The 23,538-nt window shown below is 71.0% G+C and carries 22 protein-coding genes; 14 read left to right on the forward strand and 8 right to left on the reverse strand.

All coding sequences use genetic code 11. The features are described 5' to 3' along the window. The first annotated feature begins 72 nt into the window (after nucleotides 1–72). The gene (locus PSEJ31_RS0111450) at nucleotides 73–1,242 is read left to right on the forward strand and encodes a mechanosensitive ion channel domain-containing protein (RefSeq protein WP_051403729.1); all 1,170 of its coding nucleotides are present in this window, start codon (nucleotides 73–75) and stop codon (nucleotides 1,240–1,242) included. Here PSEJ31_RS0111450 and PSEJ31_RS0111455 read toward each other — a convergent pair whose 3' ends face one another. Together PSEJ31_RS0111455 and typA are read right to left on the reverse strand one after the other, a co-directional pair. Further along, nucleotides 1,243–2,820 (reverse strand): amidase, encoded by a 1,578-nt coding sequence (locus PSEJ31_RS0111455; protein ID WP_037035083.1) that lies wholly within the window; start codon nucleotides 2,818–2,820, stop codon nucleotides 1,243–1,245. It abuts the gene before it with no gap. A 131-nt stretch (nucleotides 2,821–2,951) separates the two neighbouring features. After that, nucleotides 2,952–4,781 (reverse strand): translational GTPase TypA, encoded by a 1,830-nt coding sequence (gene typA / locus PSEJ31_RS0111460; protein WP_019399159.1) that lies wholly within the window; start codon nucleotides 4,779–4,781, stop codon nucleotides 2,952–2,954. Between the two features lie 125 nt (nucleotides 4,782–4,906). Between typA and PSEJ31_RS0111465 the strand changes: the two genes are divergently transcribed. The 3 genes from PSEJ31_RS0111465 to PSEJ31_RS0111475 all read left to right on the forward strand — a co-directional run bounded on the left by PSEJ31_RS0111465 (nucleotide 4,907) and on the right by PSEJ31_RS0111475 (nucleotide 6,955). Then, complete coding sequence (locus tag PSEJ31_RS0111465) at nucleotides 4,907–5,401, forward strand: peptidylprolyl isomerase (protein WP_019399158.1); 495 nt, start codon at nucleotides 4,907–4,909, stop codon at nucleotides 5,399–5,401. Nucleotides 5,402–5,537: 136 nt separating this feature from the next. After that, a complete protein-coding gene (locus tag PSEJ31_RS0111470) occupies nucleotides 5,538–5,894 on the forward strand; it encodes a glutaredoxin domain-containing protein (protein WP_037035085.1) in 357 nt (118 codons plus the stop codon). 74 nt (nucleotides 5,895–5,968) lie between these two features. Beyond that, nucleotides 5,969–6,955 (forward strand): malate dehydrogenase, encoded by a 987-nt coding sequence (locus PSEJ31_RS0111475; protein WP_026010631.1) that lies wholly within the window; start codon nucleotides 5,969–5,971, stop codon nucleotides 6,953–6,955. Between the two features lie 128 nt (nucleotides 6,956–7,083). On the opposite strand, the gene PSEJ31_RS0111480 is transcribed toward PSEJ31_RS0111475, so the two are convergent. After that, nucleotides 7,084–8,316, reverse strand: coding sequence for an FAD-dependent monooxygenase (locus tag PSEJ31_RS0111480; protein ID WP_028915525.1), 1,233 nt, complete (start codon nucleotides 8,314–8,316; stop codon nucleotides 7,084–7,086). A 101-nt stretch (nucleotides 8,317–8,417) separates the two neighbouring features. Here PSEJ31_RS0111480 and PSEJ31_RS0111485 point away from each other — a divergent pair, with 101 nt between their 5' ends. Next, nucleotides 8,418–9,026 carry a TetR/AcrR family transcriptional regulator gene (locus tag PSEJ31_RS0111485; RefSeq protein ID WP_019399154.1) on the forward strand — a complete coding sequence of 203 codons (609 nt, stop codon included), beginning with the start codon at nucleotides 8,418–8,420 and terminating at the stop codon, nucleotides 9,024–9,026. Between the two features lie 63 nt (nucleotides 9,027–9,089). On the opposite strand, the gene PSEJ31_RS0111490 is transcribed toward PSEJ31_RS0111485, so the two are convergent. The 3 genes from PSEJ31_RS0111490 to PSEJ31_RS0111500 form a co-directional block, all read right to left on the reverse strand. Beyond that, complete coding sequence (locus PSEJ31_RS0111490; RefSeq protein ID WP_019399153.1) at nucleotides 9,090–9,374, reverse strand: DUF1330 domain-containing protein; 285 nt, start codon at nucleotides 9,372–9,374, stop codon at nucleotides 9,090–9,092. 86 nt (nucleotides 9,375–9,460) lie between these two features. Next, complete coding sequence (locus tag PSEJ31_RS0111495) at nucleotides 9,461–10,633, reverse strand: L-dopachrome tautomerase-related protein (protein WP_028915527.1); 1,173 nt, start codon at nucleotides 10,631–10,633, stop codon at nucleotides 9,461–9,463. Between the two features lie 12 nt (nucleotides 10,634–10,645). Beyond that, a complete protein-coding gene (locus PSEJ31_RS0111500) occupies nucleotides 10,646–11,653 on the reverse strand; it encodes a zinc-binding alcohol dehydrogenase family protein (protein WP_028915528.1) in 1,008 nt (335 codons plus the stop codon). Between the two features lie 93 nt (nucleotides 11,654–11,746). On the opposite strand from PSEJ31_RS0111500, the gene PSEJ31_RS0111505 reads away from it, so the two are divergent. The 3 genes from PSEJ31_RS0111505 (at nucleotide 11,747) to PSEJ31_RS16340 (ending at nucleotide 15,571) form a co-directional block, all read left to right on the forward strand. Continuing rightward, complete coding sequence (locus PSEJ31_RS0111505; RefSeq protein ID WP_028915529.1) at nucleotides 11,747–12,670, forward strand: LysR family transcriptional regulator; 924 nt, start codon at nucleotides 11,747–11,749, stop codon at nucleotides 12,668–12,670. A gap of 211 nt (nucleotides 12,671–12,881) precedes the next feature. Further along, nucleotides 12,882–14,774, forward strand: a complete 1,893-nt coding sequence (prpE, locus tag PSEJ31_RS0111510) for a propionate--CoA ligase (protein WP_019399149.1) — start codon at nucleotides 12,882–12,884, stop codon at nucleotides 14,772–14,774. A gap of 308 nt (nucleotides 14,775–15,082) precedes the next feature. Next, a complete protein-coding gene (locus PSEJ31_RS16340) occupies nucleotides 15,083–15,571 on the forward strand; it encodes a hypothetical protein (RefSeq protein ID WP_051403730.1) in 489 nt (162 codons plus the stop codon). On the opposite strand, the gene PSEJ31_RS0111520 is transcribed toward PSEJ31_RS16340, so the two are convergent. Beyond that, the gene (locus PSEJ31_RS0111520; RefSeq protein WP_028915530.1) at nucleotides 15,519–16,562 is read right to left on the reverse strand and encodes a glycoside hydrolase family 43 protein; all 1,044 of its coding nucleotides are present in this window, start codon (nucleotides 16,560–16,562) and stop codon (nucleotides 15,519–15,521) included. The two genes, PSEJ31_RS16340 and PSEJ31_RS0111520, sit on opposite strands and share 53 nt — an antisense overlap. Before the next feature lie 339 nt (nucleotides 16,563–16,901). On the opposite strand from PSEJ31_RS0111520, the gene PSEJ31_RS0111525 reads away from it, so the two are divergent. The 6 genes from PSEJ31_RS0111525 to PSEJ31_RS0111550 are packed head-to-tail and all read left to right on the forward strand — an operon-like array spanning nucleotide 16,902 to nucleotide 22,286. Continuing rightward, nucleotides 16,902–17,753 (forward strand): STAS domain-containing protein, encoded by an 852-nt coding sequence (locus PSEJ31_RS0111525; protein WP_028915531.1) that lies wholly within the window; start codon nucleotides 16,902–16,904, stop codon nucleotides 17,751–17,753. Next, the gene (locus PSEJ31_RS0111530; protein ID WP_019399145.1) at nucleotides 17,753–18,118 is read left to right on the forward strand and encodes an STAS domain-containing protein; all 366 of its coding nucleotides are present in this window, start codon (nucleotides 17,753–17,755) and stop codon (nucleotides 18,116–18,118) included. The genes PSEJ31_RS0111525 and PSEJ31_RS0111530 overlap by 1 nt, the downstream gene beginning before the upstream one ends. Further along, nucleotides 18,115–18,513 carry an anti-sigma regulatory factor gene (locus PSEJ31_RS0111535; RefSeq protein ID WP_028915532.1) on the forward strand — a complete coding sequence of 133 codons (399 nt, stop codon included), beginning with the start codon at nucleotides 18,115–18,117 and terminating at the stop codon, nucleotides 18,511–18,513. Before PSEJ31_RS0111530 ends, PSEJ31_RS0111535 begins: the two co-directional genes overlap by 4 nt. Continuing rightward, nucleotides 18,504–19,523 (forward strand): ATP-binding protein, encoded by a 1,020-nt coding sequence (locus PSEJ31_RS0111540; protein WP_028915533.1) that lies wholly within the window; start codon nucleotides 18,504–18,506, stop codon nucleotides 19,521–19,523. The genes PSEJ31_RS0111535 and PSEJ31_RS0111540 overlap by 10 nt, the downstream gene beginning before the upstream one ends. Next, nucleotides 19,520–20,383 carry an ATP-binding protein gene (locus tag PSEJ31_RS0111545; protein WP_019399142.1) on the forward strand — a complete coding sequence of 288 codons (864 nt, stop codon included), beginning with the start codon at nucleotides 19,520–19,522 and terminating at the stop codon, nucleotides 20,381–20,383. The genes PSEJ31_RS0111540 and PSEJ31_RS0111545 overlap by 4 nt, the downstream gene beginning before the upstream one ends. Then, the gene (locus tag PSEJ31_RS0111550) at nucleotides 20,370–22,286 is read left to right on the forward strand and encodes a response regulator (protein ID WP_028915534.1); all 1,917 of its coding nucleotides are present in this window, start codon (nucleotides 20,370–20,372) and stop codon (nucleotides 22,284–22,286) included. The genes PSEJ31_RS0111545 and PSEJ31_RS0111550 overlap by 14 nt, the downstream gene beginning before the upstream one ends. A 10-nt stretch (nucleotides 22,287–22,296) precedes the next feature. On the opposite strand, the gene PSEJ31_RS0111555 is transcribed toward PSEJ31_RS0111550, so the two are convergent. Then, entirely contained in the window at nucleotides 22,297–23,532 is a 1,236-nt protein-coding gene (locus PSEJ31_RS0111555; protein ID WP_028915535.1) for a citrate synthase family protein, read from the reverse strand. Nucleotides 23,533–23,538: the final 6 nt, after the last annotated feature.

Genomic DNA, 23,538 nt, shown 5'->3' on the forward strand with positions numbered 1-23,538 from the left:
TCGACCGGTGCGCCATGCCACGGAACACCGCACGGCATGGCTGCCACTCACGGCAACGCGAGGAGCAGACAGATGCCCGATCCGCACTTCCTGATCGCCGGCGTGCCGGTGCCCGACTGGCGCCTGGCCGCCGCTTACGCCATCCCGATCGGCGCGGCCCTGCTGCTGGGCCTGCTGGTGCACTACGTGCTGCGCCGCTACGCGCGGCGCATCGCGCTGAAGGACTCCAGCCGCGCACGGGTGGCGCACGCGGTGATCCTGCCGCTGGCCTTCGCCCTGCCGCTGATCTTCCTCGGCCAGGCCCTGCGCGCGGTGCCGATGCCGGAGGAGCACCTGGCCAACTGGCTGCACCTGTTGCGCCTGGCCGTGTTCGGCTGCTTCACCTGGCTGCTGGTGCGCATCGTCGGCGCGGTCGAGGCCTCGATCCTGCGCCACAACCCGATGGAAGTCGCAGACAACCTGCACGCGCGCCGGATCCAGACCCAGACCCGGGTGCTGAGCCGGGTGGTGCAGGGCGGGATCATCCTGCTCGGTGCCGCACTGGCGCTGATGACCTTCCCGGCGGTGCGCCAGGTCGGGGCCACCCTGTTGGCCTCGGCGGGCATCGCCGGCCTGGTCGCCGGCATCGCCGCGCGCCCGGTGTTCGGCAACCTGATCGCCGGCCTGCAGATCGCCCTGGCCCAGCCCATCCGCCTGGACGACGTGGTGATCGTGGAAGGGGAATGGGGCCGGATCGAGGAGATCACCAGCACCTACGTGGTGGTGCGCATCTGGGACGAGCGGCGCATGGTGGTGCCGCTGTCGTGGTTCATCGAGAACCCGTTCCAGAACTGGACCCGGCGCACCGCGCAGATGCTCGGCACCGCCTTCCTGTGGCTGGACTACCGCACGCCGATGGAGGAGGTGCGCACCGAGCTGCAGCGCATCTGCAACGAGGACCCGCGCTGGGACGGGCGGGTGTGCATCGCCCAGGTCACCGAGACCGGCGAGCACGTGATGCAGGTGCGCCTGCTGGTGAGCGCCCGCGATTCCGGCGAGGCCTTCGACCTGCGCTGCGCGGTGCGCGAGCGGATGATCGACTTCCTCGTCCGCCACCATCCCTACGCGTTGCCGCGGCTGCGCGCGCAGATCGACCGCGACGAAGCGCCGCAGCGCGGCCGCTACCAGGCCCCGCCGGACGTGCCCGATTCGCCGCGCGCCGAGGACGGCGAGGCGGTGGTCGAGCCGCCGGCGCCGGCCTGATCAGCGCGCCGCGGCTGCGTCCTGCAGTTTGGGGGCGCGGCGCGCCCGCAGCAGGGATTCGAAGGCGTGGCCGATGCGCAGCAGGCGCGCCTCGCTCCAGGCCGGGCCGTAGAAGCCCAGGCCCAGCGGCAGTCCGCCGGCCTCGCCCATGGGCACGGTGAGCGAGGGATAGCCGGCCACCGCGGCGGCGCTGTAGCTGGCCGCCACGTCCGGATCGCCGCCGGCCTCGATCTTCCAGGCCGCGTCGGTGACCGGCGCGACCAGCACGTCGAGCTGGTGCGCGCGCAGGGTCGCATCGATGCCTTCGGGCCCGGCCAGGCGGCGGGCTCGCTCGCGCGCGGCCAGGTAGCCCGGGTCGTCCAGGCCGCCGGTGGCGGCCGCCTGCTCGAACAGCTCCTGGCCGAACAGTGGCATCACCGCGTCGGCGTGCTCGCGGTTGAACGCCATCAGCGCCTCCAGGGTCTGCAGCGGCGCGTCGTGTTCGCGCAGGTAGCGCTCCAGGCCGGCATGGAACTCGTGCAGCAGGACCTGGAACTCGTCCTTCTTCCACTGGCCCTCGGTCGGCAGGTCGACCTCGACCACGGTGGCGCCGGCCGCGCGCAGCACTTCCATGGCCGCGGTGGTGGCCGCCGCGGCCGCGGGCGAGACATCCTCCACGTGCTTGCGCAGCAGGCCGATGCGCAGGCCGCGCACGACCCCGGTGCCGTCCAGCTGCGCGGCGTAGTCGGAGCCGGAGCCGGCGATCGCGGCGCTGGCCGGGTCGGCCGGGTCGGCGCCGGCGATGGCCGCCAGCACCAGGGCCGCGTCCTCGACCGTGCGCGCCATCGGGCCGGCGGTGTCCTGGCTGTGCGCGATCGGCACGATGCCGTCGCGGCTGACCAGGCCGACGGTGGGCTTGAGCCCGACGATGCCGGTGACCGCCGCCGGGCAGAGGATGCTGCCGTCGGTTTCGGTGCCGATGCCGACCACCGCGAGGTTGGCGGCCACCGCCACCGCGGTGCCGGAGCTGGAGCCGCAGGGCGAGCGGTCCGGCGCATAGGGATTGCGCGCCTGGCCGCCGGCCGAGCTCCAGCCGGAAATGGAGCGGGTGGAACGGAAGTTGGCCCACTCGCTGAGGTTGGCCTTGCCCAGGATCACCGCGCCGGCCTGGCGCAGGCGCTGGACCAGGAAGGCGTCGCGCCGCGGGCGCAGGTCCCGCAACGCCAGGCTGCCGGCGGTGGTGGCCATCGGCGTGGCGTCGATGTTGTCCTTGAGCACCACCGGGATGCCGTGCAGCGGCCCGCGCACGCGCCCGGCGCGGCGCTCGGCGTCCAGCGCCGCGGCCTCGGCCAGCGCGTCCGGGTTGAGCGCGATGTAGGCGTTGAGCCGCGGCCCGTTGCGGTCCAGCGCCTCGATCCGCGCCTGGTAGGCCCGCACCAGTTCCTGGCTGCTGGTGCGGCCGCTGGCCATGGCCTCCTGCAGCTGCCGGATCCCGGCCTCGGCATGGGCGAACTCCGCTTCCGGCCGGGCCGCGTCGGCGGCGCAGCCGGCTCCCAGCGCGGCCAGCATGGCCGCCATCACGATCCGCAGTGCAGGCATCGGCAATTCCCCCGGTTTGGCCCCGCGCAGCCTAGCGGCGCGCGCGCCGGCCCGCAAACGCGAAACGCCGGCGAGGGGCCGGCGTTTCGCAATCCATACGGGGCGCGGCGGGCACGCCCCGGGGCAGGACCTCAGGCCGAGCGCGAGGCGCGCTTGCGGTCGCTCTCGGTCAGCAGCTTCTTGCGCAGGCGGATGGCCTTGGGCGTGACCTCGACCAGCTCGTCCTCCTCGATGAACTCCAGCGCCTGCTCCAGCGACATGCGGATCGGCGGGGTCAGCGAGATGGCGTCGTCCTTGCCGGCGGCGCGGATGTTGGTCAGCTGCTTCTCGCGCAGGGCGTTGACGGTCAGGTCGTTGTCCTTGGCGTGGATGCCGACCAGCATGCCCTCGTAGATGTCCTCGCCGGCGTCGATCAGCAGGCGGCCACGCTCCTGCAGGCCCATCAGCGCGTAGCCCGGGGCCTTGCCCTGGCCGTTGGAGATCATCACGCCGTTGGGGCGCTTGGCGATCGCGCCTTCCTGCTTCGGGCCGTAGTGGTCGAAGATGTGGAACATCAGGCCCGAGCCGGAGGTCAGGGTCTTGAACTCGCTCTGGAAGCCGATCAGGCCGCGCGCCGGGATCATGTAGTCCAGGCGCACGCGGCCCTTGCCGTCCAGCTCCATGTTGCGCAGCTGGCCCTTGCGGATGCCCAGCTTCTCCATCACGCCGCCCTGGTGCTCCTCCTCCACGTCGACCACCAGCTGCTCGTACGGCTCCATCATCTGGCCGTCGATCTCCTTGATGATCACCTCCGGGCGCGACACGCCCAGCTCGTAGCCCTCGCGGCGCATGGTCTCGATCAGCACCGACAGGTGCAGCTCGCCGCGGCCGGAGACCTTGAAGCGGTCCGGGTCCTCGGTGTCCTCCACGCGCAGGGCGACGTTGTGCAGGGTCTCGCGGACCAGGCGCTCGCGGATCTGGCGGCTGGTGAGGAACTTGCCGCCGGAGAAATCCTTGTTGCCGGCGAACGGCGAGTTGTTGACCTGGAAGGTCATCGAGATGGTTGGCTCGTCCACGCTCAGCGCCGGCAGCGCCTCCGGCGCGGACGGGTCGGTGATGGTGTCGGAGATTCCCAGGCCCTCGATGCCGGAGATGGCGACGATGTCACCGGCCTGCGCCTCGGCCACCTCGTGCCGCTCCAGGCCCAGGAAGCCCAGCACCTGCAGCACCTTGCCCTGGCGCTTCTTGCCCTCGCGGTCGACGATCGCCACCGGCATGTTCGGGCGCACGCGGCCGCGCTGGATGCGGCCGATGCCGATCAGGCCGACGTAGCTGTTGTAGTCCAGCTGGCTGATGCGCATCTGGAACGGGCCTTCCAGGTCGACCTGCGGCGGGTTGACGTGCTCCATGATCGCCTCGTACAGCGGGGTCATGTCGCCGCTGCGGGCCTCCGGGTCGAGGCTGGCGTAGCCATTGAGCGCCGAGGCATAGACGATCGGGAAGTCCATCTGCTCCTCGGTCGCGCCGAGGCGGTCGAACAGGTCCCACACCTGCTCGACGACCCAGTCGGGGCGCGCACCGGGGCGGTCGATCTTGTTGACCACCACGATCGGCTTGAAGCCCATCGCGAAGGCCTTCTGGGTCACGAAGCGGGTCTGCGGCATCGGGCCGTCCATCGCGTCCACCAGCAGCAGCACCGAGTCCACCATCGACAGCACCCGCTCCACCTCGCCGCCGAAGTCCGCGTGCCCGGGGGTATCGACGATGTTGATGCGGTTGCCGTTCCAGTTGATGGCGGTGTTCTTGGCCAGGATGGTGATGCCGCGTTCCTTTTCCTGGTCGTTGCTGTCCATCACGCGCTCGCCCAGCTGGGTGCGTTCGCTGAAGGTGCCGGACTGCTTCAGCAGCTGGTCGACGAGGGTGGTCTTGCCATGGTCGACGTGGGCGACGATGGCGATATTGCGCAGGTTTTCGATGGACATGTTTTCTGGGATCGGGAAAGCCGCACCCGGCTGCCAGGAGCTGGACAGGGCGCGGAAGGATGGGGCGGACGAACGGGCTATTATACCCGGTCAATGGCCCGATCCGGGCGCCTGGAGATGAACCAATGACCGTGACTGCCGTCTTCGACACCGCCAAGGGCGTGATCAAGGTGGACCTGCTGGCCGACAAGGCCCCCCTCACCGTGGCCAATTTCGTCAACCTCGCCCGGCGCGGTTTCTACGACGGCCTGAATTTCCACCGCGTGATCGCCGATTTCATGATCCAGGGCGGCTGCCCCGAGGGCACCGGCCGCGGCGGCCCGGGCTACCGCTTCGAGGACGAGACCAGCAACGGCGTGCCGCACGAGCGCGGCGTGCTGTCCATGGCCAATGCCGGCCCCAACACCAACGGCAGCCAGTTCTTCATCACCCATGTGAAGACCGACTGGCTGGACGGCCGCCACACCGTGTTCGGCAAGGTGACCGAGGGCATGGAAGTGGTGGACGCCATCGCCCAGGGCGACACGATCAACTCGGTGAAGATCGAGGGCGACGCCGAGGCGGTGCTGGCCGCCAAGGCCGACCGCGTGGCCGAGTGGAACCGCTACCTGAGCGCCTGATCCACCCGCGGGGCCGCGCGGCGGCCCCTTCGCGCCCCGCCGCACGAGAGTTTGCGCCAATGGTTGCGATTGGCAGCGTCCGGGGCCGGCCCGGGGCCGCGTGGTAAAATCCGCGGTCCCTGAGCGACGGATTCCCATGCGCATCCTCGGCTTACTGTTGGTCATCGGCCTGGCCGGCGGCCTGTACGCCTGGTGGTCGAAAGCCCCGGCGGAGCTGCATCCGGACGATCCGCGGCGGCTGACCGGCGAGGCCGGCATCGTGATGCTGGCCGCCGACTGGTGCGGCTACTGCCGCCGCCAGCGCAGCGAATTCGAGCGTGCCGGCGTGCCCTACCGCGTGCTGGACGTCGACCGGGAAGAGGGCGGGCTGGCCATGCGCGCGCTGGGCGCGCGCGGCGTCCCGGTCACCGTGGTCGGCCAGGCCGTGGTCCACGGCTACGACCCCGCCGCCTTGGACCAAAGGCTTACCCCGCTGGGCGACGACGTCTATTAACCTGCGCGGCGCCGCACGGTCACGCCGGCGACGCCTTTCCATTACCCGCAACACACACCGAAGGACCTCCACCGATGAAGACCCCCGTTCGAGTTGCCGTGACCGGTGCCGCCGGCCAGATTGGCTATGCCCTGCTGTTCCGCATCGCTTCCGGCGAGATGCTGGGCAAGGACCAGCCCGTGATCCTGCAGCTGCTGGAGCTGCCGATGGAGAAGGCCCAGGCCGCGCTGAAGGGCGTGATCATGGAGCTGGAGGACTGCGCGTTCCCGCTGCTGGCCGGCATCATCGGCACCGACGATCCGGAAGTGGCGTTCAAGGACGCCGACGTGGCCCTGCTGGTCGGCGCGCGTCCGCGCGGCCCGGGCATGGAGCGCAAGGACCTGCTGCTGGAGAACGCCAAGATCTTCACCGCCCAGGGTGCCGCGCTGAACAAGGTCGCCAAGCGCGACGTCAAGGTGCTGGTGGTCGGCAACCCGGCCAACACCAACGCCTACATCGCCATGAAGTCCGCCCCCGACCTGCCGAAGGAGAACTTCACCGCGATGCTGCGCCTGGACCACAACCGCGCGCTGAGCCAGCTGGCCGCCAAGGCCAACGTCGCCGTCGGCGACATCGAGAAGCTGGTGGTGTGGGGCAACCACAGCCCGACCATGTACCCGGACTACCGCTTCGCCACGGTCAAGGGCGAGTCGCTGAAGGACAAGATCAACGACGCCGACTGGAACGCCAACGAGTTCATCCCGAAGGTCGGCAAGCGCGGCGCCGCCATCATCGAGGCCCGCGGCCTGTCCTCGGCCGCCTCGGCCGCCAACGCCGCCATCGACCACATCCGCGACTGGGTGCTGGGCAGCAACGGCAAGTGGGTGACCATGGGCATCCCGTCCGACGGCTCCTACGGCATCCCGGAGGGCGTGATCTTCGGCTTCCCGGTGACCACCGAGAACGGCAAGTACACCATCGTCAAGGACCTGCCGATCGACGAGTTCAGCCAGAAGGCCATCGACAAGACCCTGGCCGAGCTGGAAGAAGAGCGCGCCGGCGTCGCCCACCTGCTGGGCTGATCCGCCGCCGCCGGGCCCGGGCGTGCCGTGCGCGTCCGGGAGCCGGCGCGGAAGCGTGGAAGGGAAAAGCGCCGGACATCGTCCGGCGCTTTTTTTCATCCAGCGGCCGCGTTCCGGCGAGGCCCGCCTTATCCGCCCAGGCCGAGCACGGCGACGTAGTCCGGCAGCTCGAGCAGGCCGTGGGCCTTGCGGTGCCTGGCCGCATGGTCGCCGCCGCCCGGCGCGAAGTGGCCGGCGGCCAGCCTGCGGTTACGGTGTTCCAGCTCCTCCCGGGTGCGCGGCAGCAGGATCGGTTCGCCATCGGTCGCCAGCGCCTGGTTGGCCTCGACGTAGGGCCGGAGCGCGCGTTCATAGGCCGCGAAGGCCGCTTCCGCGTCGGGCTGGGACGCCAGCTCCCCGGCGAGGACGTAGGCTCCGACCAGGGCGAGGCTGGTGCCCTGTCCCGACAGGAACGAGGGCGCGTAGGCGGCGTCGCCGACCAGCGCCACGCGCCCGGAGGACCAGCGTGGCATGCGGATCTGGCTGACGGTGTCGAAGAACAGGTCGTTCGCCTTCTGCATCGCCTCGACCAGGCGCGGCACCTCCCAGCCGTCGTTCGCGAACACCTCGGCCGTGCGCTTGCGTTGCATGTCCACGTCGCCATGCGAGCGGAACGGCGGCTTGTCGCTGGCGAAGGTGAGGAACGCATGCAGGACCGCGTTGTCGCCGGTCGCGTAGATCCCGGCCATCCGGCCCGGGGCGGCGTAGCTGACGCTCTCGTGGGCGTACCCGGCGTGGTTGGGCATCGAGAACAGGTTGAAGCAGCGCCCGAGGTAGTGATTGAACTTCTCCTCCGGGCCGAACACCAGGGCGCGGGTCCGGGAGTGCAGGCCGTCGGCGCCGATGACGGCATCGAAGCGTTCCCGGGCGCCGCTGTGGAACCACACGTCGATGCCCTTGCCGTCGTCCATCAGGACGTCGATCGCATCGTTGAAGCGGTAGCGGATGCCTTTTTCCCGGGTTGCCTGGTGGAGCAGCGCCGTCAGCGCTCCGCGCGGCAGCTCCAGGTCGCGGCCGGGCACGCTGCCCGTCACCGCCCCGGGCGCCAGGGTGGCGATGGCGGTCCCGTCGCCGTCGACGAAGGTGAGCTTGCGCACTTCCACCTGGGCGGCGCGCAGCCGCGGGAGCAGCCCCATGCGCTCGACCACGTCGACCGCCGTGCCCCTCACGTCGATGGGATACCCCCCGGCGCGGAACCCCTTGGCGCGCTCGACGACCGAAACCTCGAAGCCGTACCGGTGCAGCCAGTACGCCAGCGCCGGGCCGGCGATGCTCGCGCCGGAGACCAGGATCTTCCTGCGGGGAACCTTGGTGCCAGACATCGGAGTACCTTCTAGTTAAGATGCATGCATGCATCGTATTGACGATGGATCGGGTGCGTCAACAAGATGCGTCCATGTATCTTGTGTGGCAGAGTAGGGGCATGACGACCAATTCCCGCAGGCGCGGCGCGGCGCTGGACGAGGCGATCCTCGAGGCTGCCTGGGCCGAACTGATCGACAACGGCTACGCGGGTTTCACCCTGGAAGGGGTGGCCCGGCGTGCCGGCACCAGCCGCCCGGTCCTGTCCCGTCGCTGGGCGGGCAGCGCGGACCTGGCGGTCGCGGCCATGCGCCATTACATCGCGCAGAACCCGATCCGGGTGCCGGACCTGGGCAACGTCCGCGCGGAACTGGTGCGGTTCCTGCGCGAGGTATCCGATCGCCGCGCGATCACCATCGCCCGCGTGCTGTTCGGCATGAGGGACTACTTCATCGAGACGAGTTCCAGCGTGGCCGACCTGCGCAAGGCGCTGCACGAGCAGCTGGGGACCCGCCCGGTGATCGACGACATCCTCGAGCGGGGCATCCGCCGCGGCGAGATCGATCCGCGCAAGCTGACCGCCCGCCGCATCGCGCTGCCCCTGGAGCTGGTGAGCCACGAAGCGCTCATGACGCTCAAGCCAGTGCCCGCGGCGGTCATCGCCGAGATCCTCGACACGATCTTCCTGCCGCTCGTCGCGGCGGACCGGAAAGCCGCCGCGGCGTGGTGAGCGGGCGCCTGCTGGCGATGGCGCCCGGTGCCTTGCTGCGTTCGCCGGCATGGGCGTGGCTCCTCAGGTGCCCTGGACGATGAAGGCGCGGTACCGCGCTCCCCGGAAGCGGTGGCGGGCGATCGCCTGGTAGGCGTCGCCGTGATACCAGGCACGGGCCGCATCCATGTCGGGGAACTCGAGGATGACGGCCCCTTCGATGGGCGCTCCTTCCAGCATTTCGAATTCGCCGTAGCCCACCCGCACGGTGACGGGGTGGCCGGTGAGCTTGTCCGGTGCCTGGGCGTAGGTCGCCAGTGCTTGCGGATCCAGGGTTTGTTCGCGGGTGAATACGACGTAGGCGGCCATGGGGGACTCCGGTCTGGTCGTGGGGCAGGGTGTGGTGGAGCGTGCCGCGCAGCGGAGGAGGGGGAGGGGCGCTGCGGGCGGGGTGCTCAGGGGGAGCCGGGGGCGCGGGGCACGGCGTCCGGGAGATCGACGCGGAGCACCTCGAACGGCGGCTGCATGGTTGAGGTGCCGTCGTTGAACGGCGCGGCGCCGTCGATCTGCGCGGCCGGCAGGTAGATGTGTCCCTTGCCGTCCAGGAACGGTGCATCGGCCCAGCGCAGGCGCCGGTCGCGCACGACCGGCGCGGTCGTGCCGTCCGGACGCCGCACCACCAGCGTGTTGTCCGCCAACCGCGTGTAGTACAGGCTGCCGTCCGCCGCCATGGCCGTCCCGCCCACCGGCGGGATCCCGAACCACGGACGCACCAGGCGTGCCAGCGCTTCGTCGTCGATGTCGTCGTCGTCCAGGTAGCGCGTCTGGATCTGTGACAGCGGGCCGGACAGCGGGCCGAAATACAGCACCTGGCCGTCCGGGCTCAGTTCCAGCGGATCCGCGTTGACCTGCAGCGGCTTGCCGTCGCCGCCGCGCAGGACCTTGCCGGCGACCTCGATCGTGTCGCCCGCGCGGGCGCGGACGAACGGCTGGCCGTCGAAGCGGCGGCGGACGCGGCCGTCCTCCAGGTCCAGCACCAGGACCGCGCCTTCGCCCGCGTCGGTCAGGTACGCATGCCTGCCGTGGATGCGTATGTCGTCGACGTAGCTGTGTGCCCGGATCGCCTCGTCCGGGATCAGGTAGGTGCGGACCACCGTGTCGGTGCGGGGATCGACGTGGACCACCTTGGGGCCGTGCCGCACCGGTTCGCCGCCGAACTCCGGGGCGCCGCTGTCGACGATCCACAGGCCGCCTTGCGCGTCCTGGTGGATGGCATTGACGCTGACCAGCACGCCGGCCGCTTCCCTGCCCGGTGCCCAGCTGTTCCAGGCCGCGTCCGGGTAGGGGACCAGGGTGCCGTCTTCGCGGGCGATGGCCACGGCCGGGCGCGTGTCGCCGTTGGCCGTCCATCGCGGCGAGCCGACGATGAAACGGCCATTGCCGTCGACGACGACCGCGTTCCAGGGCATGCGGTCGTTCTGGCGCACGACGACCGGCGGCTGTGCCGCGGCGCGCGGCGCGACGGTGGCCGCGGACCCGGCATCCGGCGCGGCGCGGAGCGGCGATGCCGCGGTCATCAGCGCTGCCAGCGCCAGGGCGGCAGCGAACGGGGCGCGGGTGTTGTCCATGTGCGTCCTCCCTCAGAAGCCGGCCAGCACCACCTTGCCCTGCGCCTTGCCGCTCTCGATCAGCGCATGCGCGCGGCGCAGGTTCCCGGCGTTGATGGTGCCCAGCCGGTGGTTGACCGTGCTGCGGATCCGGCCGGCGTCCACCAGCGCGGCCACTTCGGCAAGCAGCCGGCCCTGCTCGTCCATGTCGGGCGTTTCGAACAGCGGCCGGGTGAACATCAGCTCCCAGTGCAGCGAGATCGACTTCAGCTTCAGCTGCATGACGTCCAGCGGCTCGTCGTCGATCACCGCCATGGCGCCCTGCGGCTTGAGGCTCTCGACGATTTCCGCGAAGTGCTCGCCGGTGCGGGTCAGGGCGGCGACGGCGTCGACCTGGTGGATGCCGGCGGCCCTGAGCGCGGTGGACAGCGGCTGGCGATGGTCGATCACCGCATGCGCGCCCAGCTCCAGGCACCACTGCCGGGTTTCCGGCCGCGAGGCGGTGGCGACGATCCGCAGCTGCGTGAGCTGGCGGGCCAGCTGGATCAGGATCGAGCCGACGCCGCCGGCACCGCCGACGACCAGCAGTGTCTGGCCGGCGCCGCCGCCTCTGGGAACGCGCAGGCGGTCGAACAGCAGTTCGTAGGCGGTGATCGCGGTCAGCGGCAGGGCCGCCGCGGCGGCATCGTCGAGCGAGCGCGGCGCGCGGGCGACGATGCGTTCGTCCACCGCGTGCAGTTCGGCGTTGGTGCCCGGGCGGTTGATCGCGCCTGCGTAATAGACCCGGTCGCCTGGCGCAAACAGGGTGACCCCGCTGCCCACGGCTTCGACCACGCCCACCGCGTCCCAGCCCAGGACCTCGACCTGGCCGTCGGCCGGCTTGCGGCCCTGGCGGATCTTGGTATCGACCGGATTGACGGAGATGGCCTTGACCCGCACCAGGAGATCGCGTGGGCCGTAGGCCGGGGTGGGCAGTTCGACGTCCTCCAGGGCGCGGGCGTCGGTAATGGGCAGGTTGTGGCGATAACCAACGGCTTTCATGGCGGTGCGTCCTCGGCGTGGTGCGGGTGGAGGACTGCACTCTAGGAATTCAAGCTAGAATTGATAAGCCAACATGATTGAATTCATATTCAAATGTTGATTGAAAATCTTGGCGACCTGCGGGTGCTCGTGCAGACCGCGCGTACCGGCAGCCTGACCGGCGCCGCACGCGCGCTGGGGATCACGCCGGCGGCCGCCAGTGCGACGCTGAAGCGCCTGGAAGCCCAGCTCGGGGTGCGCCTGTTCGAACGTTCCACGCGGGCGATGCGGCTGACCCCGCAGGGCCAGATCCTGCTGGATTACGCCAGCCGCGCGTTCGAGCTGGTGGAGGAAGGCGAGGCGCAGGCCACGGTCGACCGCGCCGGCCTGGTGGGCCTGATCCGCCTGGCTGCGCCCTCGGACCTGGCGCGCGCGACCCTGCTGCCCTGGCTGGACGAATTCATGGCCGCCCACCCCGGCGTGCGCCTCGCGCTGTCGGTCGGCGACCGCCCGCTGGACGTGGTGCGCGACGAGGTCGACCTGGCGATCCGCTATGGCCACCTCGTTGATTCGCGGCTGGTGGCGCGCAGGCTGATGGATACCGCGCCGGTGGTCGTCGCCTCGCCGGCGTACCTGGCGCGGCACCCGGCACCGCAGACGCCGATGGAACTGCTGGGCCACAACTGCCTGGCCTACGACCGCGGCGGCCGCCCGCACCGCACCTGGCGCTTCACCCGCGATGGGCAGTCGGTGGAAGTGCAGGTCGATGGCGACCGCAGCGTGGACGATGCCTCGCTGGCGCGGCAATGGGCGCTCGCCGGCGCCGGCATCCTGATCAAGACCCCGGTCGAACAGCGCCAGGACCTGGCCGAGGGACGCCTGGTGCGGCTGCTGCCGGACTGGCGGACCGAACGCTATCCGCTGAACGCGATCCTGCCCAGCGGACGCTTCGTCCCGGTGCGCGTGCGCGCGCTGGTGGATTTCCTCGCCGCGCGGTTCGAGCGCGTCTCCGCATCGCTGGCCGGATTGCTGGGCTGAACCCGCCGCCGCGAAATACGCTGGCCCCGCGGCCAGGCCCGTCGGGCACGGCGCATTGATCGCATCGATCAACCTGTGGCTTGCAGGAACGCCCGGGAAACCCGGGGTTCCGCGCATTCAGCCCGGTCTTTTCGACCAAGGTCTGACGCGCGGGTCCCATCGACGGGGACTATGCTCGGCCCATTCCCTGCAGGGGAAGTGGGAGAGGGCCATGGGTTACGAAGACTTTTACCGGCGTTCGGTGGAGCAGCCGGAGGAATTCTGGGCCGAAGCGGCCCGCGCCATCGACTGGAAGCAGCCACCGCAGCGCATCCTCGACTACGACAACCCGCCGTTCCGGCGCTGGTTCGTCGGCGGCACCACCAACCTGTGCCACAACGCCGTTGACCGGCACCTGGCCGAACGCGGCGACCAGCTGGCCCTGGTCGGCTGGTCCACCGAGACCGGCCAGGTGCGCGAACTCACCTTCCGCCAGCTGCACCGCGAGGTGAACGCCTTCGCCGCCGTGCTGCAGTCGCTGGGCGCGCGCAAGGGCGAGCGGGTGGTGATCTACATGCCGCACACCGTCGAGGCGGCGGTCGCGATGCTGGCCTGCGCCCGCATCGGTGCGATCCACTCGGTGGTGTTCGGCGGCTTCGCCGCGCACAACCTGGCCGTGCGCATCGACGACGCCAGGCCCGCGGTGCTGGTCTGCGCCGACGCCGGCATGCGCGGCGGCAAGGTGATCCCGTTCAAGCCGCTGGTGGACGAGGCACTGGCGCGCGCGCAGCACCCGCCTGCGCACGTGCTGGTGGTCAACCGCGGCCTGGCCGCCGAGCTGCCGATGCAGGAGGGGCGCGACCTCGAGTACGGCCCGCTGGCCGCGCAACACGCGGACGCCGAAGTGCCGGTGGAATGGCTCGAATCCAACGAACCCAGCTACATCCTCTACACCTCCGGCACCACCGGCAAGCCGAAGGGCGTGCAGCGCGACGTCGGCGGCTATGCCGTGGCCCTGGCCCTGTCGATGTGGTCGATCTACGACGTGCGCGCCGGCCAGGCGATGTTCTCCACCTCCGACATCGGCTGGGTGGTGGGCCACTCCTACAACGTCTACGGCCCGCTGATCGCCGGCGCCACCTCGATCCTGTACGAAGGCCTGCCGACCTGCCCGGACCCGGGCATCTGGTGGCGCATCTGCGAGAAGTACGGCGTGCGCACCATGTTCTCCTCGCCCACCGCGGTGCGCGTGCTGAAGAAGCAGGATCCCAAGTGGCTGCGCAGCGCCGACCTGTCGCAGCTGCAGTACCTGTTCCTGGCCGGCGAGCCGCTGGACGAACCCACCGCCGACTGGATCACCAGCGCCCTGGGCAAGACGGTGATCGACAACTACTGGCAGACCGAGACCGGCTGGCCGGTGCTGACCCTGATGCCGGGCGTGGAACTGAAGCCGGTCAAGCTCGGCTCGCCGGGCCTGCCAGCGCCGGGTTACCGCCTGCGCGTGATCGACGAGAACACCGGCCAGGACGTGGGGCCGGGGCAGAAGGGCGTGCTGGCGATCCAGCCGCCGCTGCCGCCCGGCTGCCTGAGCACGGTGTGGGGCGATGACAACCGCTTCATCGCCAGCTACTTCAGCCACTTCAGGGAGCAGCTGTACAGCTCGCTGGACTGGGCGATCCGCGACGAGGACGGCTACACCTTCATCCTTGGCCGCACCGACGACGTGATCAACGTCGCCGGCCACCGCCTGGGCACGCGCGAGATCGAGGAATCGGTGGCCAGCCACCCGGACGTGGCCGAGGCCGCGGTGGTCGGCGTGCACGACGAGGTCAAGGGCCAGGTGCCGGTGGTGTTCGCCACCCTCAAGCGGCCCGACGCCGATCCGGCCGATGCCGCCTGCGCCATGCTGCAGACCGTCACCCGCCAGCTTGGCGCGGTGGCGCGGCCGCAGCGCGTGTACGTGGTCAGCGCCCTGCCCAAGACCCGCTCAGGCAAGCTGCTGCGCCGCTCGCTGCAGGCCCTGGCCGAGCACCGCGACCCGGGCGACCTGTCCACCCTCGACGATCCCAATGCGCTGGAGGAAGTGAAGCGCGCGCTGGAGCGCGGCGCCGACGCCGGCTGCTGAGTGACGGCATGGCGCAAGCGTCCCCCTTCCTGTAGCCGGGCGCATCCGACTCCCCCCGGATCGCCTGCCGGACGATGGAGGCCGGCAGGCGATGGATGCGTCCGGCCACGGGAACCTCCGGCTTGCCATGGAATACGCGGAACCATGGTCCCGGGTCCGGGCCTTGTTTCCACGAGGGTGCGGGTTGGCGATGATGCCGGGACTGCTGCGCAGGAGCAGTCGCGCGCGCCGCCAGGGCCAGGCATGCACGCAGCGGCCGCACGCTGCAGGAGCGGGACAGGCAGCATCCATGGCGCAAGGGGGAAACCATGAAAGAGGACGACTACGCCCGGCTCGAAGCGCTCTGCGCCGGTTTCCAACGGCAGTGGATCGCGGACCTGCGCGACACGCTCCGGGCGCATGGCATCGCCGACGAGGTGGCCAAGTCCGTCTGCGGCGATTTCAGCTTCGCGCTCTCGATGCTGCTGGACCAGGGCGAGATCGCGTACCAGGGCCGCATGTACCGGCCGTTCGTCGCCTTCGAGGCGGAGTCCGGGGACGAGGAGCCGGGGGAAATGATCGTCGAGCCGCTGGGACCGGAGTTCCACGAGTACGCCTACGGAACCACGGAAGAAGCCTGGGAGGACACCGGCCGGCCCGATGGCGGCCCCCCGCGCAGCCCGTTCCCGCGCAGACGCCGGCGCACGCTGGACGAAGGACCGGCGCCCGGCCTGGGCGTCCATCCGGCGTCCGCCACCCACGCGCTCACCGCGGCGGTGGAACGGAAACGCCTTCCTCGGTCTGCATCACCGGCTTGAGGGTGCCGTCATCGTTGTACTGCAGGTACTCGACGGTGACCGCGCGGCGGCCGAGGGCGCCTTCCTGGTCGCCGATGGTCAGGGCGGCGTTGTGCAGGAAGATGTACCACTGGCCCTTGAACTCGGCGATGCCCGGGTGGATGGTGAAGCTGTTCTTGCCCGAGCCGGTCAGTTCGCCGCGGTAGGTCCACGGGCCCTGGATCGAGGACGCGGTGGCGTAGGAGATGCGCTCGTCGGTGTGGGTGCTGCGGTCCAGCGAGGCGTAGGTGAGGTAATAGGTGTCGCCGCGCTTGTGCAGCCACGGGCCCTCTTCGAAATGCGGCGGGGTTATCTCGGTGATCGGGCCGTCAAGCTCGATCATGTTCGGCTTGAGCCGGGCGATGTAGCAGTGGCGGTTGCCCCAGGCGATCCAGGTGCTGCCGTCGTCGTCGGTGAACACCGTCGGGTCGATGTCTTCCCAGCTGTGCTCGCCCTTGGGCGTCATCTGGTTGGTGACCAGGGCCGAGCCCCGGGCGTCGACGAACGGGCCGGTGGGCGAATCGGACACGGCCACGCCGATGGCCTTGCCCGGGTGGGTGTCGTCGTGCTCGACCGCGGTGTAGAACCAGTAGCGGCCATCCTTCCCGATGACCTGGGAAGCCCAGGCATCGCCCTTGGCCCACTTGAAGTCGGTGGCCTGCATGACCGGGCCGTGGTAGGTCCAATGCTTCATGTCGCCGGTCGAGTACGCCAGCCACTGGCGCATGTTGAACATTTCCCCGTCCCGCGCCTCGTCGTGGCCGACGTAGAGGTACAGGCGGTCGCCGACCACCAGCGGCGCGGGATCGGCGGTGAAGCGGTCGCGGAACAGCGGATTGGAGCCCGGCGCAGGCCCGGGTGGATGCGCGGCGTGCGGATCCGTGCCGGCCGCGGCAGGCAAGACGGTGCTGCACAGCAGGAGCGCGAGGGCGGCGTGGCGGAGGCAGGAGAAGGTGCGGGACTTCGCAGGCATCGGTGGGCTCCGGGATCTCGGTGGTCCGCGCGGGCGGCCGGGCGAGTGTAGGCGCCGTCCGTCGCCCCACCGATTCGATCTGCGCCCGCCGGGATAACCGTCGGTATATGCCAATGCGCAGGCGCGCACGCCTGCTCGCGCAGGAAGCGTTGCGCCGCCTGTCCGGCGCGGTGCAGGATCCGTGCCGCGGTATTTCACGCCCGTTTCACGTCGCTTTCCCGCTAATCCGCGCGCCGACGCGGAAGCCCGGTTTCCGTTAGGCTCGTCCAACAATGTGGCTGGGGGGGATCCGCTGGCATGCCGGGGGTCGTCCGGCTGCGCCCATTACAGGATCCCTGCATGGCCGCTCTCGACCCGCGTACGCTCACCCTCATCCAGTCCCGCCAGGACGCCATCCTCGACGCCTGGGCCGCCGGCTTCGCCCGGGCCGCGCAGGACGGGCGTGCTTCGCCGCTCGAGCTCGACGCGCAGGTGCGCGGGTTCTGGCAGGCCTTCGCCGCCGCGCTCGGCCGCGCCGACGTTTCCAGCCTGCAGGGGGCCGAGTGGGACGACACCCGCCACTTCCTCGAGGACCTGTCGCGCGACCGCGTGCTCAAGGGCTTCAGCGCCGCGGAGACGGCGACCTTCATCTTCTCGCTCAAGCGCCCGCTGTTCGACGCGGTCGAGCAGGGCCTGGCCGCCGATCCGCAGGCCATGGCCGCGCAGTTGCGCGTGGTCTCGGACCTGCTGGACCAGCTGGGCCTGCACACCGTCAAGGTGTTCCAGAAGAACCGCGAGGATGTGATCAAGCGCCAGCAGGAGGAAATGCTGGAGCTGTCCACCCCGGTGGTGAAGCTGTGGGAGGGCGTGCTGGCGCTGCCGATGATCGGCACCCTGGATTCGCAGCGCACCCAGGTGGTGATGGAATCGCTGCTGCAGCGGATCGTGGAGACCGGTTCGGAGATCGCGATCATCGACATCACCGGCGTGCCCACGGTGGACACCCTGGTCGCCCAGCACCTGCTCAAGACCGTCACCGCGATCCGCCTGATGGGCGCCGACGCCATCATCAGCGGCGTGCGCCCGCAGATCGCGCAGACCATCGTCCACCTCGGCCTGGACCTGCAGGGCATCGTCACCAAGGCCAACCTCGCCGACGCCCTGGCGCTGGCGCTCAAGCGCACCGGCGTCACCGTGGCGAAGGCGGCCTGATGGAGCGCATCCCGATCCTGCAAATGGGCGACGTCCTGCTGGTCACCATCCAGGTGGACATGCACGACCAGCTTGCGCTGACGCTCCAGGACGACCTGGCCGAACGCATCCGCGCCACTTCCGCGCGCGGCGTGCTGATCGAGATCTCGGCACTGGACATCGTCGACTCCTTCATCGGCCGCATGATCGCCACCATCTCGGCGCTGGCCGCGGTGATGGACGCACGCACCGTGGTGGTGGGCATGCAGCCTGCGGTGGCGATCACCCTGGTGGAGCTGGGCCTGAACCTGACCGGCGTGAGCACCGCGCTCGACGTGGAGCGGGGCATGCGCCTGCTGCGGCAGGCAGGCGCCGGCGTCGAATGAGCAGCGCAGGGGAGTTGCCGATCCGCACCGAGCAGGACGTGGTGCTCGCCCGCCAGGCCGCCCGCCAGGCGGCGGTGGCCTGCGGCCTGCGCCTGGTCGACCAGACCAAGCTGGTCACCGCCGCCAGCGAGCTGGCGCGCAACGCCGTGGTCTACGGCGGCGGCGGGGCGATGCACTGGCGCGTGGTCGAGGACGGAATGCGCCGCGGCCTGCGCCTGGAGTTCGTCGACCAGGGCCCGGGCATCGCCGACATCGAGCAGGCGTTGACCGACGGCTGGACCTCGGGTGCCGGCATGGGCCTGGGCCTGTCCGGTTCGCGCCGGCTGGTGGACGCGTTCGAGCTGGACAGTGCGCCGGGGCGGGGCACGCGGGTGGCGATCACCAAATGGGCATAGGGTTCGTCGGCCATCCCACGCGCTCCATCGTGGTCGAGGAGTCCTCCCAGGTCGGCCAGGTGCGGCGCGAAGCGCAGTCGCTGGCGCAACTGGCCGGATTCGCCGAACTGGATGCCGGGCGCGTGACGCTGGCGGCGGTGGAAATCGCCACCAACGTGCTGCGCCATGGCCGCGGCGGGCGGGTGCTGTTGTCGCTGCTGCAGGGCCGCGATGGCCGCGGCGTGGAGGTGTGCGGGATCGACCGCGGCCCGGGCTTCTCGCTGCCGCAGTGCCTGCCGGACGGCTATACCACCGGGGTTGGCAGCCCGGGCCAGGGCCTGGGCGCGATCCGGCGCCAGGCCCAGATGTTCGACGTGTGGTCGGACGGGCGCGGCGCGGTGGTGCTGGCGCGCATCTATCCCGAGCGCAGCCGCGGGCAGGACCTCGGCTACGGCGCGCTGCGCCTGCCCATGCGCCAGGAAAGCGCCTGCGGCGATGCCTGGTTCCTGGGCGGCGACGGCAGCCGCGTGCTGGGCGTGCTGGTCGATGGCCTGGGCCACGGCCTGCTGGCGGCCGAGGCGGCCGATGCCGGCATCGCCGCGGCGGCCACAGCCGCGGACCTGCGCGCGGAGGAGGTGCTGGCGCGCATGCACGCACGCATGTCCTCCACCCGCGGCGCCGCCGCCGCGGTGTTCGAGCACGATCCGCAGGCCGGCGTGGTGCGCTTCGCCGGGGTGGGCAACATCGCCGCGGCGATCCACCTGCCCGGCGCGCCTGCACGCGGCCTGGCCTCGCATCCGGGCATCGTCGGCGCGCAGTACCGGCGCGCACCGGCGTTCGTGCTGCCAGCCGAACCGGGCGCGCTGCTGCTGCTGCACAGCGACGGCCTGCAATCGCGCTGGAGCCTGGGCGCGTACGAGGGCCTGGCCCACCGCCACCCGGCGCTGGTGCTGGCGGTCCTGCTGCGCGACTTCGACCGCGGGCGCGACGACACCGGCGCGCTCGCCATCCGCCTTGGAGGCCGGACGTGAATACCCCCGTTGCCACGGACACCGAACTGCAGCGCCTGCACGCGGAGAACGCCGCGCTGCGCGCCGAGCTGGAGGAGACCAACCAGGGGGTGCTGGCCCTGTACGCCGAGCTGGACCAGCAGGCCGAGCAGCTCAAGGAGGTCTCCGAGCTCAAGAGCCGGTTCCTGTCCTACATGAGCCACGAGTTCCGCACCCCGCTGGGCTCGATCCTGAGCATCACCCGGCTGCTGGAGGAGGGCATGGACGGCCCGCTCAACGACGAGCAGCTCAAGCAGGTGCGCTTCGTCAGCACCGCGGCGGTGGAGCTGCGCGACATGGTCGACGACCTGCTGGACCTGGCCAAGATCGAAGCCGGGCGGATCTCGATCTCCCCGGCCTGGTTCGACCTGATGGACCTGTTCTCGGCGCTGCGCGGCATGTTCCGGCCGCTGGTGGAGGGCGCCAACCACGTCGAGCTGGTGTTCGAGGAGCCGCCGGCGCTGCCGATGCTCTACACCGACGACAAGAAGCTGGCGCAGATCCTGCGCAACTTCATCTCCAACGCGCTCAAGTTCACCCCGCAGGGACGGGTGTCGGTATCGGCGCGGCCCGAAGGCGCGGCGCACATCCGCTTCAGCGTGCGCGACACCGGCATCGGCATCCCCGGGCACATGCTCGGCGCCCTGTTCGAGGACTTCGTCCAGGTCGACTCGCCGATCCAGAAGCGCCTGCGCGGTACCGGCCTGGGCCTGGCCCTGTGCCGCCGCTTCGCCGAACTGCTCGGCGGCAGCGTCGGCGTGCACAGCGTGGTCGGGCAGGGATCGGAATTCCACGTGATCGTGCCCATCGCACTACCGGAGAAGAACGATGACGGGAGCTAGCCGGATCCTGGTGGTCGACGACAACGCCGCCACCCGCTACTCGGTGCGGCGCGTGCTCGAGCGCCAGGGCTTCAGCGTGGCCGAGGCCGGCACGGGCAACGAGGGCCTGGCGCAGCTGGCCGCGGCCGCGTTCGACGCGCTGGTGCTGGACGTGAACCTGCCGGACATGAGCGGCTTCGACCTGGTGCGTACCTTGCGCGCCGACCTGGCCACCAGCCTGCTGCCGGTGATCCACGTCTCCGCCGCCTCGATCGCCCGTGGCGACGTGATCGCCGGCCTCGACGCCGGCGCCGACGCCTACCTGGTGCATCCGGTTGACCACGACGTACTGCTGGCCACGCTGCGCACCCTGCTGCGGGTGCGCAGGGTCGAGGACGCGCTGCACGCCAGCGAGGCGCGCTTCCGCGGGATCTTCGAGAACGTGGGCGCGCCGATCGCGGTGGTGTCCGGCGAGCTGGAGGTGCGCGATTCCAACCACGCCTTCAAGCGCCTGCTGGACGAGGCGGGGGCGCCGGACCTGTCCGCGCTGTTCGGCGATCAGCCGGTGGACGCGCTGTGCGAGGCCTTGCGCAGCGGCGGCAGCTGGAAGGGTACCTACTGCCTGCATACCCCGCGCGGCCGCCGCGTGACCGAGTGGCGGGTTAGCCCGTACAAGGGCCCGGGCGCGGGCCTGCTGTACGTGGAGGACCAGACCGAGCAGCACGCGCGCGAGCAGGAGCACCGCCAGCAGCTGCATTCGGCCACCAGCGAGCTGGCGGTGCAGATCGCCGAGCGCGAGCGCACCGAAGCCGAGCTGCAGCAGGCGATGAAGATGGACGCGCTGGGCAAGCTCACCGGTGGCATCGCCCACGACTTCAACAACCTGCTGACCGGCATCATCGGCGCGCTGGACATGATCAACGCCGCGGTGGAGAACGGCCGCCTGGAGCGCATCCCGCGCTTCGCCGGGGTCGCCACCACCTCGGCGTTCCGCGCCGCGGCGCTGACCCAGCGCATGCTGGCGTTCGCGCGCAAGCAGTCGCTGGATGCCACCGCGTTCGACATCGGCGCGCGCGTGTCCAGCCTGGCCGAGCTGCTCACCCGCTCCATCGGCGAGAACATCGACCTGGCGTTCGACCTGCCGGCGGAAGGCCTGGTCGTGGTGGCCGACGCCAACCAGCTGGAGAGCGTGGTCCTGAACCTGGTGATCAACGCGCGCGACGCGCTGAAGGGTGCCGGGCGCATCACCATCTCCGCGCGCCCGGCCACCCAGGTGCCGTCCGACCTGCCACCGGGCGAGTACGTGAGCCTGGAGGTGACCGACGACGGCCCCGGCATCCCCGCCGACATCATCGACAAGGTGTTCGAGCCGTTCTTCACCACCAAGCCGATCGGGCAGGGCACCGGCCTGGGCCTGTCGATGACCTACGGCTTCGCCCGCCAGAGCGGCGGCACCGCGCGCGTGCACAGCGTCGAAGGCCAGGGCACCACCATCGAGCTGCTGCTGCCGCGCGGGCGCCAGGCCGCGCCGGAGGCGCCGGTGGAGGAGCCGGAGGTACGCGGCGGCGCCGAGAGCATCCTGCTGGTGGACGACAACGAGCTGGTGCGCGGCATGGCGCTGGAAGTGCTGGTGGACGCAGGCTACGAAGTGGTGGCCTGCACCGACGCGGCCGAGGCGCTGCAGGCGGCCGCCCAGCGCGGCTTCGACCTGCTGCTGACCGACGTCGGCCTGCCCGGGATCAGCGGCCGCGAGCTGGCCGACCGCGTGCGCGAGCGGCACCCGGGCACCGCGGTGCTGTTCGTCACCGGCTACGCGGAGAACGCCCAGGACCGCCAGGCCTTCCTCGGCGAGCGCATGGACCTGCTGCTCAAGCCGTTCAACCTCAACGAGCTGCTGCGCGCGGTGCGGCAGAAGCTGGGCTGAGGCACGCGGCTCAGGCGCGCGGCGCGCTGTCTTCGCCGCTTTCCGGCGGCAGCCCGGTGTAGCTGGCGCGCGGCCGGATCAGCCGGCCCAGTGCCTGCTGCTCGAGCACGTGCGCCAGCCAGCCGGCCAGGCGCCCGGCGGCGAAGATCGACAGCGCCGGCGCGGCGGGCAGGCCGTACACGTAGCAGATCGCGGCCAGCATGAAGTCCACGTTGGGGCGGCGCTCGGACACGCCCTCGGCGGCGGCGACTACTTCCTCCACCAGCTGCATCGGTGCCTCCGCCACCGGCTGGGTGCGCAGCATGGCCAGCAGTTCGGTGGCGCGCGGGTCGCCGTCCGGATAAAGCGCGTGGCCGAAGCCGGGCAGGTCCTCGCCCTGGCGCCAGCGCGCGGCGATCAGGCGCTTGACGTCGCGGGTCTGGCGCGCGTCCTCCAGCAGCGCGTAAACCCGCGCGGTGGCGCCGCCATGGCGCGGGCCGGCCAGCGCCGACAGGCCGGCGCACACGGTCGCGTGCAGGTGCGCGCCGGTGGAGGCGACCACGCGCGCGGCGAAGGCGGAGACGTTGAGCTCGTGGTCGGCGCACAGCACCAGCGCGGCGCGCACCAGTTCGGCGAAGCCTTCGTCGCCGGGGCACCAGGTGCCGGCCAGCAGGCGGTGCACCGGGCCGGACGGGCGCCGCGCCACCAGCAGGCCGGCGTTCTGCCGCAGCAGGGTCGCCGCCAGGGCGCGGCGGGTGGCCTGGTCGGCCTGGAACGAATGCGGCACCTGCAGCGCCAGCAGCGGGATCACCGCCATCGCCCGCGCCAGCGGCGGCAGCTCCTGGTCGGTGGCCAGCGCCACCACCCGCGCCGGCCAGTCGCCGGGCGGATCGGCGAACGGATCCTGGCTGCCGCAGTCCCACAGCAGGCGTGCGGTGTCCTCCAGGGTGGCGCCGGCGCGGGCCATGGCGACGGCTGAACGTCCGCGGTAGTAGGGTCCGTCCGGACGGATCAGCGAAATGCGCGTTTCCAGCACCGGCAGGCCGCGGTCCAGGCTCTGCGCGGCGCCGCGCGCCGGGCCGCGGCCGAGGCGCTTGCGCTGCGCCAGCCGCTCCACGTCCTGGCGGCGGTACACCCGGCTGCGGTGGTCGCGGCCGGGGCGGGATTCCAGCAGTCCCCGGCTGACATAGGCGTACAGCGTGGCCGGGCTGATGCCCAGCAGGCGGCAGGCCTCGGTAGCGGGAATCAGGTCGCGGTCCAGGGACATATTGAT

Origin of the sequence: Pseudoxanthomonas sp. J31, assembly GCF_000510725.1 — a bacterium.
Classification (GTDB): Bacteria; Pseudomonadota; Gammaproteobacteria; order Xanthomonadales; family Xanthomonadaceae; genus Pseudoxanthomonas.